This is a genomic window from Zobellella aerophila, from assembly GCF_039539325.1.
Classification (GTDB): domain Bacteria; phylum Pseudomonadota; class Gammaproteobacteria; order Enterobacterales; family Aeromonadaceae; genus Oceanimonas; species Oceanimonas aerophila.
In genome coordinates this window covers 378,512-394,134 of record NZ_BAABCX010000003.1, presented here as the reverse complement: position 1 = coordinate 394,134, position 15,623 = coordinate 378,512, and the positions used below count along the sequence as shown (strand labels likewise).

The 15,623-nt window shown below is 60.5% G+C and carries 13 protein-coding genes; 9 read left to right on the top strand and 4 right to left on the bottom strand.

All coding sequences use genetic code 11. From position 1 onward, the window contains the following. Positions 1–323: 323 nt before the first annotated feature. From ABD806_RS13420 to argC, 4 genes are read right to left on the bottom strand one after another with little or no spacing between them, the layout of a single operon-like run. Positions 324–1,535, bottom strand: coding sequence for an argininosuccinate synthase (locus tag ABD806_RS13420; protein WP_344958822.1), 1,212 nt, complete (start codon positions 1,533–1,535; stop codon positions 324–326). Further along, a complete protein-coding gene (locus ABD806_RS13415; RefSeq protein WP_344958820.1) occupies positions 1,532–2,452 on the bottom strand; it encodes an ornithine carbamoyltransferase in 921 nt (306 codons plus the stop codon). The genes ABD806_RS13420 and ABD806_RS13415 overlap by 4 nt, the downstream gene beginning before the upstream one ends. 9 nt (positions 2,453–2,461) lie before the next feature. Further along, complete coding sequence (argB, locus tag ABD806_RS13410) at positions 2,462–3,247, bottom strand: acetylglutamate kinase (protein ID WP_344958818.1); 786 nt, start codon at positions 3,245–3,247, stop codon at positions 2,462–2,464. A gap of 5 nt (positions 3,248–3,252) precedes the next feature. Then, positions 3,253–4,266, bottom strand: coding sequence for an N-acetyl-gamma-glutamyl-phosphate reductase (argC, locus tag ABD806_RS13405; protein ID WP_344958816.1), 1,014 nt, complete (start codon positions 4,264–4,266; stop codon positions 3,253–3,255). A gap of 250 nt (positions 4,267–4,516) precedes the next feature. Here argC and argE point away from each other — a divergent pair, with 250 nt between their 5' ends. From argE to ABD806_RS13360, 9 genes are all read left to right on the top strand, one after another. Then, entirely contained in the window at positions 4,517–5,668 is a 1,152-nt protein-coding gene (gene argE / locus ABD806_RS13400; RefSeq protein WP_344958814.1) for an acetylornithine deacetylase, read from the top strand. Positions 5,669–5,783: 115 nt separating this feature from the next. Continuing rightward, a complete protein-coding gene (gene ppc, locus ABD806_RS13395) occupies positions 5,784–8,405 on the top strand; it encodes a phosphoenolpyruvate carboxylase (protein WP_344958812.1) in 2,622 nt (873 codons plus the stop codon). Positions 8,406–8,475: 70 nt separating this feature from the next. Continuing rightward, a complete protein-coding gene (gene ybaK / locus ABD806_RS13390) occupies positions 8,476–8,943 on the top strand; it encodes a Cys-tRNA(Pro) deacylase (protein WP_344958810.1) in 468 nt (155 codons plus the stop codon). Positions 8,944–9,088: 145 nt separating this feature from the next. Further along, positions 9,089–10,351 carry an imelysin family protein gene (locus ABD806_RS13385; protein ID WP_344958808.1) on the top strand — a complete coding sequence of 421 codons (1,263 nt, stop codon included), beginning with the start codon at positions 9,089–9,091 and terminating at the stop codon, positions 10,349–10,351. A gap of 203 nt (positions 10,352–10,554) precedes the next feature. Next, positions 10,555–11,943 carry a di-heme oxidoreductase family protein gene (locus tag ABD806_RS13380; RefSeq protein ID WP_344958806.1) on the top strand — a complete coding sequence of 463 codons (1,389 nt, stop codon included), beginning with the start codon at positions 10,555–10,557 and terminating at the stop codon, positions 11,941–11,943. Continuing rightward, complete coding sequence (locus ABD806_RS13375) at positions 11,944–12,969, top strand: imelysin family protein (RefSeq protein ID WP_344958804.1); 1,026 nt, start codon at positions 11,944–11,946, stop codon at positions 12,967–12,969. Beyond that, on the top strand, positions 12,969–14,123 hold the full coding sequence (locus ABD806_RS13370; RefSeq protein WP_344958898.1) for a DUF1513 domain-containing protein: 1,155 nt from the start codon (positions 12,969–12,971) through the stop codon (positions 14,121–14,123). Before ABD806_RS13375 ends, ABD806_RS13370 begins: the two co-directional genes overlap by 1 nt. Before the next feature lie 29 nt (positions 14,124–14,152). Then, positions 14,153–14,401 carry a GlsB/YeaQ/YmgE family stress response membrane protein gene (locus ABD806_RS13365; protein ID WP_344958802.1) on the top strand — a complete coding sequence of 83 codons (249 nt, stop codon included), beginning with the start codon at positions 14,153–14,155 and terminating at the stop codon, positions 14,399–14,401. Positions 14,402–14,684: 283 nt separating this feature from the next. After that, positions 14,685–15,620, top strand: a complete 936-nt coding sequence (locus tag ABD806_RS13360; RefSeq protein ID WP_344958800.1) for an ATP-binding cassette domain-containing protein — start codon at positions 14,685–14,687, stop codon at positions 15,618–15,620. The last annotated feature ends 3 nt before the right edge of the window (positions 15,621–15,623 follow it).

The following is a 15,623-nucleotide window of genomic DNA, read 5'->3' as shown; positions in this document are numbered from 1 at the left end:
ATACTGACCTGTTGAGATGTTATCGGGATAAGGCTCTCAACGGATCGCTATCAAGTTTTTCGCCCCTCTCTCAAACCATTCATCAGCTGCCAGATATGTCTCATCGGCAGCTTGATAGCTGAAAAGGAAGTATAAGGGAATACTCCACCGCCCCTCCGCTTCAGGGATGAAGCGGAGGGGCATACATGGATGTATTTACAGCGTGTCGGTGGAGTTATCCCTTATGACAACTTATCGCAAGACCAACAAGACATCACTACCCTATTTCAATAACACAGGGGGCATAAAGCCCCCTGTGTTATTCTGCAACTGACCAACAGATATTACTTCTGCTGGTTTTTCAGTGCCTTGATCCGGCTAGCCAGGGAGTACAGGCGGATAAAGCCTTCGGCGTGGCTCTGGTCGTATACTTCGTCTTCACCGAAAGTGGCGAACTCTTCAGAGTACAGGCTGTTCGGCGAGGACTTCTGAATGGCGGTCACCTGTCCCTTGTACATCTTCAGTACCACTTCGCCGGATACGTCTTCGGCGATGGCTTCGGCAGAGGCCAGCAGCGCCTTGCACAGGGGGGTAAACCAGCGACCGTCGTAGACCAGGTGGGAGAACTCGGCACCCACTTTTTCACGCCAGGCGCGGGTCGGCTTGTCCAGCACCAGCTCTTCCACGGCGCGCAGGGCCGCCATCATCACGGTGCCGCCGGGAGTTTCATAGCAACCACGGGACTTCATGCCCACCAGGCGGTTCTCGACGATGTCGATCCGGCCGACGCCGTGCTTGGCGGCACGCTCGTTCAAGTGGGTCAGCACTTGGTAAGGCGTCATAGCGTTGCCGTCAACGGCTACGATACGGCCCTTCTCAACGGTCAGAGAGACCGTTTCGGCCTTGTCGGGCGCCTGCTCGGGGGATACGGTCCAGGTCCAGGCCTGCTCGGACGGCTCGTTCCAGGTGCTTTCCAGCTCGCCACCCTCGGTGGAGATATGCCAGGCATTGGCATCGCGGGAGTAGATCTTGGTGGCGCTGGCGGTGGTCGGGATCTTGCGCTCGGCCAGATAGGCCAGCAGCTCTTCCCTGCTGCGCATGTCCCAGATCCGCCAGGGGGCGATAATCGCCAGCTGGGGAGCCAGGGCGGCCACGGCGCCTTCGAAGCGCACCTGATCGTTACCCTTGCCGGTACAGCCGTGGGAGATGGCGTCGGCGCCTTCGGCAACGGCCGCTTCGACCATCGCCTTGGCGATCACCGGACGGGCCATGGAGGTGCCCAGCAGGTAGGTGCCTTCGTAGATGGCACCGGTGGTCAGGGTCGGATACACGTAGTCGTTGACGAATTCGTCTTTCAGGTCGGCGACGATGCACTTGGATGCGCCTGAGGCGATGGCCTTTTCTTCCACACCGGCCAGATCTTCTTCACCCTGGCCCACATCGGCCACAAAGGCCACGACGTCACAACCTTCATAGTTTTCTTTCAGCCAGGGAATGATGGCTGAGGTGTCCAGACCGCCGGAATAGGCCAGGAGAATTTTCTTGAATTGGCTCATGAATGAGTATCCCTGTTAATCAATGTCAGCAGCACGGCATTCTGGGCGTGCATGCGATTTTCGGCTTGGTCGAGGATCAAAGAGGCAGGGCCGTCCATGACCTCGGAAGTAATTTCCCACTCCCTGTGGGCGGGCTGGCAGTGCAGCACCTGTTTCGCTCCGGTTTTGTCGAGCAGGGCCTGGTTGACCTGATAGGGCATAAAGGTCTCCTTCACCTGCTCTAGGGGAGTATTATCACCCATGGACACCCAGGTGTCCGTATAGACAACATCCACCCCTTCGATATCATCCAGGCTATCGGTCACCCGGATTTTGGCGCCGCTGACCGCTGCCAGGGCTTCGGCTTCTTTCAACACCTGGGCATCTATGCTGTGGCCGCGCGGACAAACGGCGGTCACGCTGGTACCCAGGATGGCGCCGGTCAACATCAGTGAATGGGTCACGTTGTTGCCGTCTCCCAGATACGCCAGATGCACCTTGCTCAGGTCATCATAATGCTCGGAGATCGTCAGGAAGTCAGCCAGCGCCTGGCAGGGATGATACAGGTTACAGAGGGAATTAATCACCGGTACCGTCGCATATTTTGTCATTTCCACCAGTGTCTGGTGATCGTACACCCGGGCGACGATGGCATCACACCAGCGCGACAGGTTGGCGGCAAAGTCCTGCACCGACTCCCGCGACCCCATGGCGCCGTTCTGGCTGTCCAAGTAGACCGCATGGCCGCCCAGCTTGTTAACGCCAACATCGAAGGTAACCCGGGTACGCAGCGACGGCTTCTCGAACAGGGTGACCACGCTTTTTCCCTTGAGGGCGTTCGCATATTTTCCCGGATTGGCCTTGACCTGCTTCGCCAGGGCCAGGATCTGCTCCAGATCGGCTTTGCTGAAGTCTTTTACACTCAATAAATGTTGCATGGGGCCCCCTTAGTGTGAAATCCGGGTGCCATGCTCGGACTCGCCCGCCAGCAGTGACAGCAGTTGCTCCGGGTAGCGCCAGCTACCTACTGCAACCGGTTTGCCCAGGGTCTTGGTGGCTTTCAGGGCCGCCTTGACCTTGACCGCCATACCGTCTTTGATAATGTTTTTGGCCATCAGTTCAGCGGCGTCGGCTTCGGTCAGATGGGCAATGCGCTGCCCCTTGCCGTCCAGGATCCCGCTCACATCCGACAGCATCACCAGGTCCGCATCCAGGATTTCGGCGATGGCAGTGGCGGCCTGGTCGGCATTCACGTTCATCAGCTGACCGTCGAAGGTAATACCGATGGAACTGACTACGGGCAGGAAGCCGCCGGCCAGCAGGGTAGTGACCAGGGTGGCATCGCCACCTTCTATCTGACCGACCGCGCCCAGCTCGGGATCCAGCTGGCTGACCCGACATAGGCCGCCGTCGGCCAGGCACAGCCCCACCGACTTGATGTCATGGGCAATGGCCTGAGCCAGCAGAAGCTTGTTGGCGGTGCCGGCCAAGGCGCCGGCGATCACCGGGATCTGCTCGACCGGCGTCACCCGCAGGCCATTCTTCTTGGTCGAGGTCAGGCCCATGGCTCTCAGCTGGTTATCCACCAGTACGCCACCGCCATGCACCAGCACCAAAGGACGACCCACTTCATCCAGAAATGTCTTGATAGTGGTAAACAGGGCCTCCAGGGCCTTGTCGCTTTCCAGCAGGGTGCCACCCAGCTTGATCACCAGCGGTTGTTGCATTGCCATTTCCATTACTCCTTGACCAGGCCCGCCACCGGCGAAAAGCCCTGATGAATATTGATACACTGAATGGCCTGACTGGCCGCACCCTTCAATAAGTTATCGATGGCCGATACCACAATCAACTGGTTCCCGTCACGGGCCCAGTGCAGATCACAGAATGGCGTGCCGGCCACGTCGTTGATCTGCGGCCACTGCCGGGCCAGGCGCACGATTTTCTGGCCGTCATAGGCGCCGTGATACGCATCGGCTATCTGCTCGTCACTCACCCCGTCGGCCAGCTGCACATAGACGGTGGCCAGTATGCCGCGGATGAAATTACCCAGGTGGGGCTGAAACACCACCTGTTCGCCCAGGTGATGGCTGATCTCGGGCTGATGCCGGTGGTTGAACACCCCATAAGGCTTGAGGCTGACCTCGCAGAAGCTATTGTTCATGCTGGCCTTGCGGCCGGCACCGCTGACGCCCGACACGGCACTGATGATGGGCCGGGAGCCCGCGGCAATCAAGCCGGCGCTTTGCAATGGCTTAAGCGCACTCAGCGACGCCGTGGGATAGCAACCGGGCACGGCGATCAACTGGGCGGCCTTAATGGCGTCTTGGTTCCATTCAGCCAGACCATAGGCCGCCTGGGCCAGCCAGTCGCCATGTTGATGGTGGAAGCCGTAGAACTTGTCATAAAAGCCGTCCCCCGGCACCCGAAACGCGCCGGACAGATCGAACACCGGCAGGCCCTTGGCCAGGAAGCCGGGCGCCAAATCATGGCTCACTTCATGGGCCGTAGCCAGCAGCACCAGATCCGCGTCGGTATGGATGCGGCTGATGGCCTCATCGTCCAAGGGCAATAACGGCAGCTCTATCTGGCCGGCCCACCGGGGGTAGAGGCTGGAAAACGACTTGTGGGCATCCTGACTGCCGGCGGATACATAGAGACCGGAAAGGGTCAAAGAAGGGTGGCCTTGAATAAGGCCGGCCAGCTCGGCTCCGGTGTAGCCACTGGCACCAATAATTGCAGCTTTTAACATGGGCATATCCATCGAAATATCAATATCAGCTTGAGAAGTACAGGGTATCTGCCTAATTTGAACCCTTAGCTTATGTCATCCCAGGGATCAGGCTCAGGCAAGCTTTATCGTCGCCGTAATTGAGGAAGGAAAGTCATGACCATCGGCTATACGCGTCACCCAAATAAAGATATGCTGGCAGCCTAACAACAAAAACATATTTATGCAATTACATTGAATTTAAATTAGATAAAATCCCGACGGAGACCCTATGAGCTCGCTTACATTCCTGGATATGTACCGTAATATCATCGCCCTGCCCTCGATCAGCAGCACCGATTCCAGCTGGGATCAGAGCAATGAACAGGTGATCCGTCTGCTGGCGGACTGGTTCAGCCAACTGGGCTTTCAGGTAGAAGTCACCGAAGTGCCCGGACTGAATGGCAAATTCAACCTGCTGGCCAGCAAGGGCAGCGGTGAAGGCGGCCTGCTGCTGGCCGGTCATACGGATACGGTACCCTTCGATCCTGGCCGCTGGAGCAAGGACCCCTTCAAGCTGACCGAAGAAGGCAACCGCCTCTACGGCCTGGGTACCATAGATATGAAAGGTTTCTTTGCCTTTATAGTAGAAGCGCTGAAAGGGCTGGATCTGAGCAAACTGCACAAGCCGATCCGCATCCTGGCCACCGCCGATGAAGAAACCACCATGGCCGGCGCCCGCGCCATCGCCAGCGCCCAAGCACTGCAACCCGACTACGCGGTAATCGGCGAACCGACCGGTCTGGTACCGGTGATGATGCACAAGGGCCATATGTCAGAAGCCATCCGCATCACCGGCAAGAGCGGCCACAGCTCGGATCCCGCCAACGGCGTCAACGCCCTGGAAATCATGCATCAGGTGATGGCCCGCCTGCTGGAACTGCAGCACCAGCTCAAGGAAAAGTACAGCAACCCGCACTTCCAGGTGCCTCAACCCACCCTCAACCTGGGTCATATTCACGGTGGCGACAGCCCCAACCGCATCTGCGCCTGCTGTGAGCTGCACTTCGACATGCGTCCGATCCCGGGGGTCGGCCCGGATGAACTGATGGGCCTGCTGCATCATGCGCTGGAACCCATCAAGGTCCAGTACCCGAATGCCCTGGAGCTGTTCCACCTACATGAGCCCATTCCCGCCTATGGTACCGATCCGGATGCCGAGTTGGTGAAGGCAGCGGAAGCCATATCGGGCCATAAGGCGGAAGCGGTCAACTACTGCACCGAGGCGCCTTTTATCCAGCAGCTGGGCTGCCAGACCATAGTGATGGGCCCCGGCCATATCGCCCAGGCCCATCAGCCGGACGAATACCTGGATCTGTCCTTTGTCGCGCCCACGGTCGAGGTGCTGCAGCAGCTGGTCAAACGCTTCTGCTTAAGTAAATAAGTTACACATACCCCGATCAGTTCTGGTTTGGATTGACCGGAAATCAGAAAAATGGCTAGATATAGTCCAATATCGCTTTTGTTTTGTAGTAATTTAACGGAAATAAGGGGCTGTTATGGATAATCACGCGTCACTCAGGGCCAACGTCAACCTGCTGGGACAACTCTTGGGTGACACCATTAAATCTCACCATGGACAGGATTTTCTCGATAAGATAGAAACCATCCGCCAGCTGGCCAAATCGGCCCGTCAGGGTAACCAGGAAGATCAGGATCGGCTGCTGAGCACCCTGAAAAATCTGAGCGACGACGAGCTGTTACCGGTGGCCAGGGCATTCAGCCAATTCCTTAACCTGGCGAATGTCGCCGAGCAGTTTCACACCATTTCCCGGAGCTATGAACAGCAGGCCGGCCCGGATCCGCTCAGCCAGATGTTCCGCCGGGTAAGACAGGCGGGCCTGGATGACAATCAGATCAAGTCTGCCGTGGCCGGACTCGATATTGAACTGGTGCTCACCGCCCACCCCACCGAAGTGACCCGCCGTACCTTTATCCATAAGCATGTGCAGCTCAATGACTGCCTGGCCGCCCTGGAGCTGGACTTATCTGAGCAGGAAAAAAACACCATCCTTGCCCGCATCGAACAGCTGATCGCCCAGGCCTGGCACAGCAACGAGATCCGTACGCACAGACCCACCCCGGTCGATGAGGCAAAATGGGGCTTTGCCGTTATCGAAAACAGCCTGTGGCCGGCCTTGCCTGCCTTTATCCGTCAACTCGACAGCCAACTGCAGCAGGAACTGGGTATAAGCCTGCCACTGGATGCCGCCCCGGTACGCTTTACTTCCTGGATGGGCGGAGACCGGGACGGCAATCCCTTCGTTACCGCCGAGGTCACCCGCGAGGTGTTGCTGCTCGGCCGCTGGATGGCCAGCTCCTTGTTCCTTAATGATATTCAGGAACTGGTCTCCGAACTGTCGATGTCGGCCGCCAACAGCGAGCTGCAGGCGCTGACCGACAATGACAACGAACCCTACCGGGCCCTGCTGCGCCGGCTCAGGGAAGAACTCCGTGAGACCCTGACTTACCTGAACGCCAAGGTACAGGGGCAGAAAACCGATGCCCGGGACCTGATCACCACCACGGAACAACTGAGGGCGCCGCTGGAGTTGTGCTATCACTCCCTGCAGGAATGCGGCCTGGGGCTGATTGCCGACGGCCTGTTGCTGGATGTGATCCGCAAGGTCGCCTGCTTCGGCGTGCATCTGGTCAAACTGGATATTCGCCAGGACGGCGACCGCCACACTCAGACACTGGCCGAAATCACCCGTTACCTGGGGCTCGGGGACTACGCCGAATGGAATGAAGCCGACAAGCAGGCGTTCCTGCTCAATGAACTGAACACCCGCCGGCCGTTGCTGCCGCGTCGCTGGCAGCCCTCGGCCGACACCGCAGAAACCCTGGCCACCTGCCGGGTGATTGCCGAACACCCCGCCGAGGCTTTCGGCATCTATATTATCTCCATGGCCGGCGCCCCGTCCGATGTATTGGCGGTACAGCTGCTGTTGAAAGAAACCGGCGTCGATTTCGCCATGCCGGTGGCGCCGCTGTTTGAAACCCAGGAAGACTTAGAGCAGGGGGCTGCTGTCATCGAGCAGCTCTATCAGCTGCCCTGGTATCGCGGCTATATGCAGGGCCATCAGTATGTGATGATCGGCTACTCCGACTCGGCCAAGGATGCGGGCATGATGTCCGCCGGCTGGGCCCAGTACAGCGCCATGGAAAAACTGGTGGCGCTCAGTGCCCGGGAAGAGGTCAAGCTGACCCTGTTCCACGGCCGGGGCGGCAGTGTGGGCCGGGGCGGCGGTCCGGCTCGTCAGGCCATTCTGGCCCAGCCTCCCGGCTCGACCCTGGGCGGCCTGAGGGTCACCGAACAGGGCGAGATGATCCGCTTTAAATTCGGCTTGCCCAAAGTCGCCATCGAAAGCCTGTCCCTCTATGCCAGCGCCGTACTGGAGGCCAACCTGCTGCCACCACCGGAGCCGGAGCCCCGCTGGCGGGAAATAATGGAGCAGGTGGCCCGGACCTCCTGCGAGCATTACCGTTCATTGATCCGGGGCGAAGCGGATTTTGTTCCTTATTTCCGCGCCGCCACCCCGGAGCTGGAACTGGGCAAGCTGCCGCTCGGCTCCCGGCCGGCCAAACGCAAGCCCAACGGCGGCGTGGAAAGCCTGCGCGCCATCCCCTGGATTTTCGCCTGGACCCAGAACCGGCTGATGTTGCCTGCCTGGCTCGGCGCCCACATAGGACTGGAGCGGATTATCGCCCAGGGAGATAAAGAAGTGCTGGTCAAGATGCATCAGCAGTGGCCCTTCTTCCGAGCCCGCCTGGATATGCTGGAGATGGTGTTCCTCAAAGCCGATGCCGGCCTTGCCGCCTATTACGACAGCGTACTGGTGCCGGAAGCACTCAGACCGCTCGGGGTCCGCTTACGGGAGGAGCTGAACGCCAGCCTGGAGCTGGTCCTGCAGCTGAAACAGGAAACAGAGCTGATGTCCGATCAACCCTGGATAAAAGAGTCCATCAAGCTGCGCAACCCTTATACGGATCCCTTGAACGTATTACAGGCTGAGCTGCTTAAGCGCTCCCGCCAGCAGGGGGATATCCAGCCCTCCCTGGATCAGGCGCTGATGGTGACCATCGCCGGCATCGCCGCCGGCATGCGCAACACCGGCTGATCGCCTCCCGCAACTTGTCATCCGGGCCCGGTCGTAACAGACTGGGCCTTTTTATTGACGGAACAACACCATGACCCCCGCCATCCGGTTTCTGGAAAAACACAACGCCAGCTTTACCCAGCATCAGTACCCATGTACCGCCCTGGACGATTTTGGCGCCCATGCGGCCCAGCAGCTGCGGGTGCCCCTGGGCCAAGTGTTCAAGACGTTGCTCACCGAAGGCGAGCAGGGCGCGGTGGTGGCGCTGGTCCCTTCCTCCGGCAAGGTCAACCTGAAACGGCTGGCCAAGGCCGCCGGCGTCAAGAAACTGGAGATGATGCCGCCCACCAAGGCCGAACGGTTGACCGGCTACAAAGTCGGCGGCATAAGCCCCTTCGCCCAGAAAAGAGCGCTGCCCACGGTGCTCGATACTTCTGCCGCCGACTACCCTTTTATCCTGGTATCCGGCGGCAAGCGGGGACTATCGGTCGGCCTCGCGGCCGGGGAGCTGCTGGCGCTGTTGAATGCTAAGGCGGCGGATATCGCGGAACAGAGTTAACGATACGCCCCTTGGGCCCGCTCTGCCCACCACAGGCCAGGGCTTTTACCAATTTCGACTTGCCTGAGTCCCTGGTCGGCGATAACATCCATGTAATAATGAAAACGATTATCAAAATCAAAATTATAATTATAAGGATATAGTCATGCCCTTTAAGCGCCTGACAATGGCCATCACCCTAGGCGGCCTGCTTTCCGCCTGCGCCCAGCAGCCTCAGCCCAAGATCACCAAAGCCGATGTAGTCAATCATTATGCGGATATCGCCCATGCGGTTTACGCCGACTCCCTGACTGCCGCCGAGCAACTCGATAGCGCACTTCGGCTGTTGCTTGCCAACCCCAGTGAACAGACCCTGGCCCAGGCACGCACCGCCTGGAAGGCCGCGCGGGTGCCCTATCAGCAATCGGAAGTGTTCCGCTTCGGCAACCCTCTGGTCGACGACTGGGAAGGCCAGCTCAATGCCTGGCCGCTCGATGAAGGTCTGATCGACTATGTGGACCGCGGCTACCAGCACGAACTAGGTAATGCAGGCGCCACCGCCAATATCATCGCCAACCCGATGCTGCAGGTCGGTGGTGAACAGCTGGATGCCAGCCGGATCACCCCCGAGCTGCTGGCCGGCCTCAATGAGCTGGCCGGCTCGGAAGCCAACGTCGCCTCCGGCTACCACGCCATCGAGTTCCTGCTGTGGGGCCAGGATCTGAACGGCACCAACTCCGGCGCCGGCGAGCGTCCCTATACGGATTTTGTCCCGGGCGAACAGTGTACCAACGGTAACTGCGATCGCCGCCGTGACTACCTGCAGGCCGCCAGTACCCTGCTGACCGGCGATCTGGCCTGGATGGCCGGCCAGTGGCGGGCCGACCAGACAGACAACTACCGGGCCGAGCTGACGACCCTGCCTGCCGATGAAGGCCTGCGGCGTATGCTGTTCGGCATGGGTTCATTGTCGCTGGGCGAGCTGGCCGGCGAACGGATGAAGGTGGCCCTAGTCGCCAATTCGGTCGAGGACGAACATGACTGCTTCTCCGACAACACCCACAACTCCCATTATTACAACGAAAAGGGCATCGTTAACCTGATGTTCGGTGAATACCTGCGCATCGACGGCAGCACCCTGCAAGGACCTTCCCTGCTGCAGCTGGTCGGTCAGCAGGATGCCGCCAGCGCCGCCAAGATAGCCACCCAGTTCAAGCTCAGCGAGCAGGCGGTCCATGCCCTGGTCGACTCCGCCGAACAACGGGGTGTCGCCTTCGATCAGCTGATCGCCGCCGACAACCCGACCGGCAACCAGCTGGTGCAGGGTACCATCGACAGCCTGGTGCAACAGACCCGGGCCATCGAGCTGGCGGCCAACACGGTCGGCATCACCAATCTGAGTCCGGACACCGCCGATCACGAGTTCTGATAACGATAAAATCAGCCGCAGCGGATCCCCATGCGGCTCGCTCGTTTCGCAGACAGGAGTGAGATGCCAATAAACAGACCGTCGGAGCCAAGGATGGCAAGCTTCGAGCGCTCATGATTAGGCTCACAACGAGTCTGCGTTTGGAGCTCACCCCTGTCGAGTCTGCAACTGTAAATCAGGCTGCGCCCTTTATTCTGGAGCCAATGATGAAACCCATCCTGAGTTGCCTGTTACTGGTAATCAGCCTATCGCTCCCCACCCAGACATTGGCCAACCCGGTCAGGCCCGGCGGTGATACCACCACCGACAAAACCGGCGCCAATGCCTTCTCCATGCCGGCCAGCAACCTCAGCTTCGAGGAGCGGCTGGATTTCTCCGTCGGCAACAGCTTCTTCCGCAACCCCTGGGTGGTCGCGCCGGCCACCACAGATGCCCGCGACGGCCTGGGACCCTTATTCAATACCAACGCCTGCCAGAGCTGTCATATCAAGGATGGCCGAGGCCATCCGCCGGAACACGCGGGCGATAACGCGGTCAGCATGCTGGTGCGGCTGTCTATTCCGGCTACCGCCGCGGATCTCGAGTTCCTGAAGACCCAAGGCGTGGTGCCCGAGCCCGTCTATGGCGGCCAGCTGCAGGACATGGCCATCCCCGGCGCCGTGCCGGAAGGCAAGCTAATCATCGACTACCGTGCCGAATCGGTGCGGCTGCAGGGTGGCGCGCTGGTTGAACTACGTCATCCGATTCTCCATATCGGCGATCCCGGCTACGGCCCGTTGCGCCCCGACACCCTGCTTTCCGCCCGTATAGCCCCGCCGATGATCGGCCTGGGGCTGCTGGAAGCCATCACGCCGGCCGATATCCTGGTGGGGGAAGATGCTGACGACAGCAACGGCGACGGCATCAGCGGCCGGGCCAACCGGGTCTGGGATCACACCCGGCAGCAGACGGTATTGGGCCGGTTTGGCTGGAAAGCCGGCCAGCCCGACCTGCGGCAGCAGAATGCCGGCGCCTTCGCCGGCGACATGGGGCTAAGCTCCGCCCTGTTCGGCGCCGACGACTGCACCCTAGCCCAGGATTGCGGCCGCTTTCCCGGCGCAGGCGAACAAGAGGTAACCGACACCGTGCTGGATGCGGTGACTTTCTACAGCCGGCACCTGGCAGTGCCGGCCCGCCGCAATATGGAAGATCCCCGGGTGCGTCAGGGTGAGCAGCTGTTTCTGGCGGCCGGCTGCGGCTCCTGCCACACTCCCTCTTATCTGACCGGGGAACACGGCAGTCCGACATTAAGCCGGCAGCGCATCTATCCCTACACGGATCTGCTGCTGCACGACATGGGCGAGGGGCTGGCGGACAACAGGCCCGAATTCCTGGCCGATGGCCGGGAATGGCGTACCCCGCCCCTGTGGGGTCTGGGTTATGCGGCGGAGGTAGCCGGCGGCAAGGCCTACTACCTGCACGACGGTCGGGCCCGCTCCCTGCTGGAGGCTGTCCTCTGGCACGGCGGGGAAGCCGAGCGCGCCAAACAAACGGTGATCGCCATGTCTGACAACGAACGCGAGCGGCTGCTCGCCTTTCTGGAGTCGTTATAGATGAAATCGCTATCGAACGCAGGCCTGCTGGCCAGCATGGTCCTGCTCACCGCCTGTCAGTCGTCCCCGCCGGCAGATCCGAGCCTGAGCCGTCTTACCCGATACCATCTCAACTATATGCAACAGCAGGCCGGCGTGCTGGCCGGCGAGCTGCGCCAGTTCAGCCTGGACAGCCAGGCCTATTGCCAGGGCGAGCAGCCCCTGCCCCGCGTGCAGCAGCAATGGCGCCGGAGTTTCGCCGGCTGGACAGCCCAGCAGGGGCAGGTCGGTGGTCCGCTGGATGAGCAGGATCTGATCTTCGCCTTCCAGTTCTGGCCCGATAAGAAAGATGTCACCGGCCGGCAGCTGCGGCAACAGCTTAACCGCGCGGAACAGGGCCAGCCGGTGATCCCCTCGGGCACCTCTGCGACCCTGGGTGCCGCCGAGTACCTGCTCTACAGCGAACTCAGCCGGGAGCAGCGCTGCCTGCTGTTGCCCGCCGTCGGCGAGCAGTTGCGGCAACAGGGCGATACCCTGGCCGCGGCCTGGGCAAACGAGGCCGATTACCCCCACCGACTCAACGCCATGCTCGGCCAGGGCCAGGCCGGCGCCCTGGCCCTGGAAACCCGCATCATCGCCCAGCTGGCCCACCGCTACGATCGGCTGGAAAAAAAGTTGGCGCTGGCCCTCAACACGGTAGAGCATCCCCGCCCCTATTTCGCCGAGAGCTGGCGCAGCGGCCAGTCGCTGCATTTTATCCGCACCGGTCTGCAGAGCCTGGAACAGGAATACCGGCAGGGGGGCGTGCGCCACCATCTGCAGCAAAAAGGGTTGAACCGCCAGGCGGAACGGCTGGATGACGCCTTCGCCAAGGCCCTCGCCCGCCTGCCCGCCGGCGACAGCCTGGCCAACTGGCTTGAAGGAGACAGCTACGCCGCCCTGCTGCGTTTCAAGCTGTCCCTCGACCAGCTGGGTTACCAGCTGAAGCAGCGATTGCCCGAGCAGTTGGGGTTGTCGCTGGGCTTTAACGCCACGGACGGTGATTGATGCAGCGACGGCGCTTCTTACAAGGCCTGTCCGCCGCCGGGGTGCTGTACAGCCTGGGCCTGGCCGGCTGCGCCTTGCCCCGCACGCAAGGCAGCTATCTCATCGGCGGCGGGTTGAGTGGTCAGGGCCGCTTCGTGGTGCAATCCATGACCCTCGATGGCCAGCTGCGTTACCGCTTCGCGCTGCCCGCCCGGGGGCACGGCATGGCGGTTCATCCGAGCCGGCCCCTGGCGGTCTGCCACGGCCGCCGGCCCGGCACCTTTATCAGCCTGTTCAATCATCACAGCGGGAAACAGCTGCACACCCGCCCAGCCGACCAGAATCGCCATTACTACGGCCACGGGGTCTTCAGCGGCGATGGCCGGCTGCTGTATACCACCGAAGGGGTCGACCGCAGCAGTGAGGGCATCATAGGGGTGTATGAACTCGAACAGGAGCGATTGACCAAGGTGGCCGAGTATAGCGGATTTGGTATCGGGCCCCATGAGGTCCGGCTGATGCCCGGCGGACGGGAACTGGTGATCGGCGTCGGCGGTGTCCATACCCGGGGCCGCGAACCGCTCAACCTGGAGACCATGCGGCCCAGCCTGAGTTATATTGATGCCACAACCGGCGAGCTGACCGAGCGGGTCGGCCTGCCCGACCGGCATCTGTCGATCCGTCACCTGGCGGTGAGCACCGACGGCCAGGTCTATTGCGGCCAGCAGTACCGTGGCTCACCCGACGACTATCCGCCGCTGGTGGCCAGCCACCGCAGAGGCCAGCCCTTGACCCGGCTAGGTGGCGGTGCCCTGCAATGGGCCCGCTTCAATCACTATATCGCCAGCATCGCCGTCACCGACAGCCTGGTCGCCGCGACCTCACCGGTCGGCAACTGCTACGGCCTGTGGCGACGGGACGACGGCGAGCTGATCCACATCAAACCCCTGCCCGATGCGTCCGGGGCCTCGGCCCTCGGGCAGCAAGTCTGGCTGGGCAGCGGCCAGGGCAGCCTGCGCCACATCACGGCGTCGCCCGCCGGGATCCATGAGGGCACCATCTACTCCGCCCATCAATGGGATAACCATTGGGCGCTGATCGACCCCCACTCCCCCCCCAGGATGAAAACAACGACTCACACGACTTCTTTCTCCAGCCGCTGCACTATGCTTTGAGAAACCAATCAAAGCATGAGGGTGTACACATGGGGATCTTAAGCTGGATTATCCTGGGATTGCTGGCCGGCATACTGGCCAAATGGCTGATGCCGGGACGGGACGGCGGCGGCCTGATCATGACCATACTGCTGGGTATCGCCGGGGCCTTTGTCGGTGGCTGGCTCGGCACCCGGCTCGGCTTTGGCTCGGTCACCGGTTTTAACCTCGGCAGCCTGTTCACCGCCGTGATCGGCGCCCTGGTGCTGCTGTTACTGTTCCGCCTGTTGAGGAAATAACGGCAGCCCCTTGCTGTTGCCATGAGGTTGGCCGTTCACAGGCCAGCCCAGCACCAACTATGCAGTACTGTAATCTTTAGCCCTGATTTTACACCGCTTCACCGCTCTGGTCATCACACCGGCACCTACATAAAAATCACTTAAATAACAGCATCATATAATTAAATTTTTATTTACACATAAAGCTTACGGCTTGTTCCAGCCATAAACACTGGTGCATAGTGCTATAAGTTACTTAGATAACAAATCAGTTCCCCGAAGGGAAACAAAGTGGCTAAAGGATATGAAAGCCAAACTCTCCGTCGCCAACCTCTACAAGGTATTCGGCGACCAGCCTGAACAAGCCTTCCCGCTGTTGAAGCAAGGGATCGACAAGGACCAAGTGTTCCGCCAGACCGGACTGACCATAGCGGTAAAGGACACCAGCTTCGACATCCATGCCGGTGAGATCTTCGTGATCATGGGCCTGTCCGGCTCGGGAAAATCCACCCTGGTGCGCCTGCTCAACCGCCTGATCGAACCTACCCGGGGCCATGTCTATCTGAACGGCGAAGACATCGCCACCATGAACGACAAGTCATTGCGCCAGGCCAGGCGCAAGAAGAGCAGCATGGTGCTCCAGTCATTCGTGCTCATGCCACACCTCAACATCCAGAATAATGTGGCCTTCGGGCTGGAACTGGACGGCATCCGCCGGGCGGAGCGCCATCATGCAGGACGGCGTCGTGGTGCAGATCGGCACCCCGACGATATCCTCCACAACCCCACCAACGATTACGTGCGCAGTTTCTTCCACGGCATCGATGTCAGCCGGGTCTTTACCGCCAAGGATGTCGCCAACCGCCGGCAGGTCACCCTGATCCAGAAAGGCGAAGGCGGGATCCGCATCGCCCTGCAGCGCCTGCGCGATCAGGACAGGGACTACGCCTATGTGCTCGACCAGCAGCGCCGCTATCTGGGTACCGTCTCCGTCGACTCCCTGAGCCGGGCAGAAAAGGACGGCGCCTCCATGAGCTCGGCCATGCTCCAGCAGATCATCGCCAACAAGGCCTTTACCGATGCCAACCCGGCCGCCGCCCAGTTGTTCGAGGTGATGCAGATGTCCTCCAACGACATCAGCGCTCAAAACCTGCGCATGAAGAGCGGTGAAGACTCGGAGGCCGACATAGAGCACCATGCCAACGGCTGGATCCAGGCTGCCATGGAGGCAGCCGAATAATAC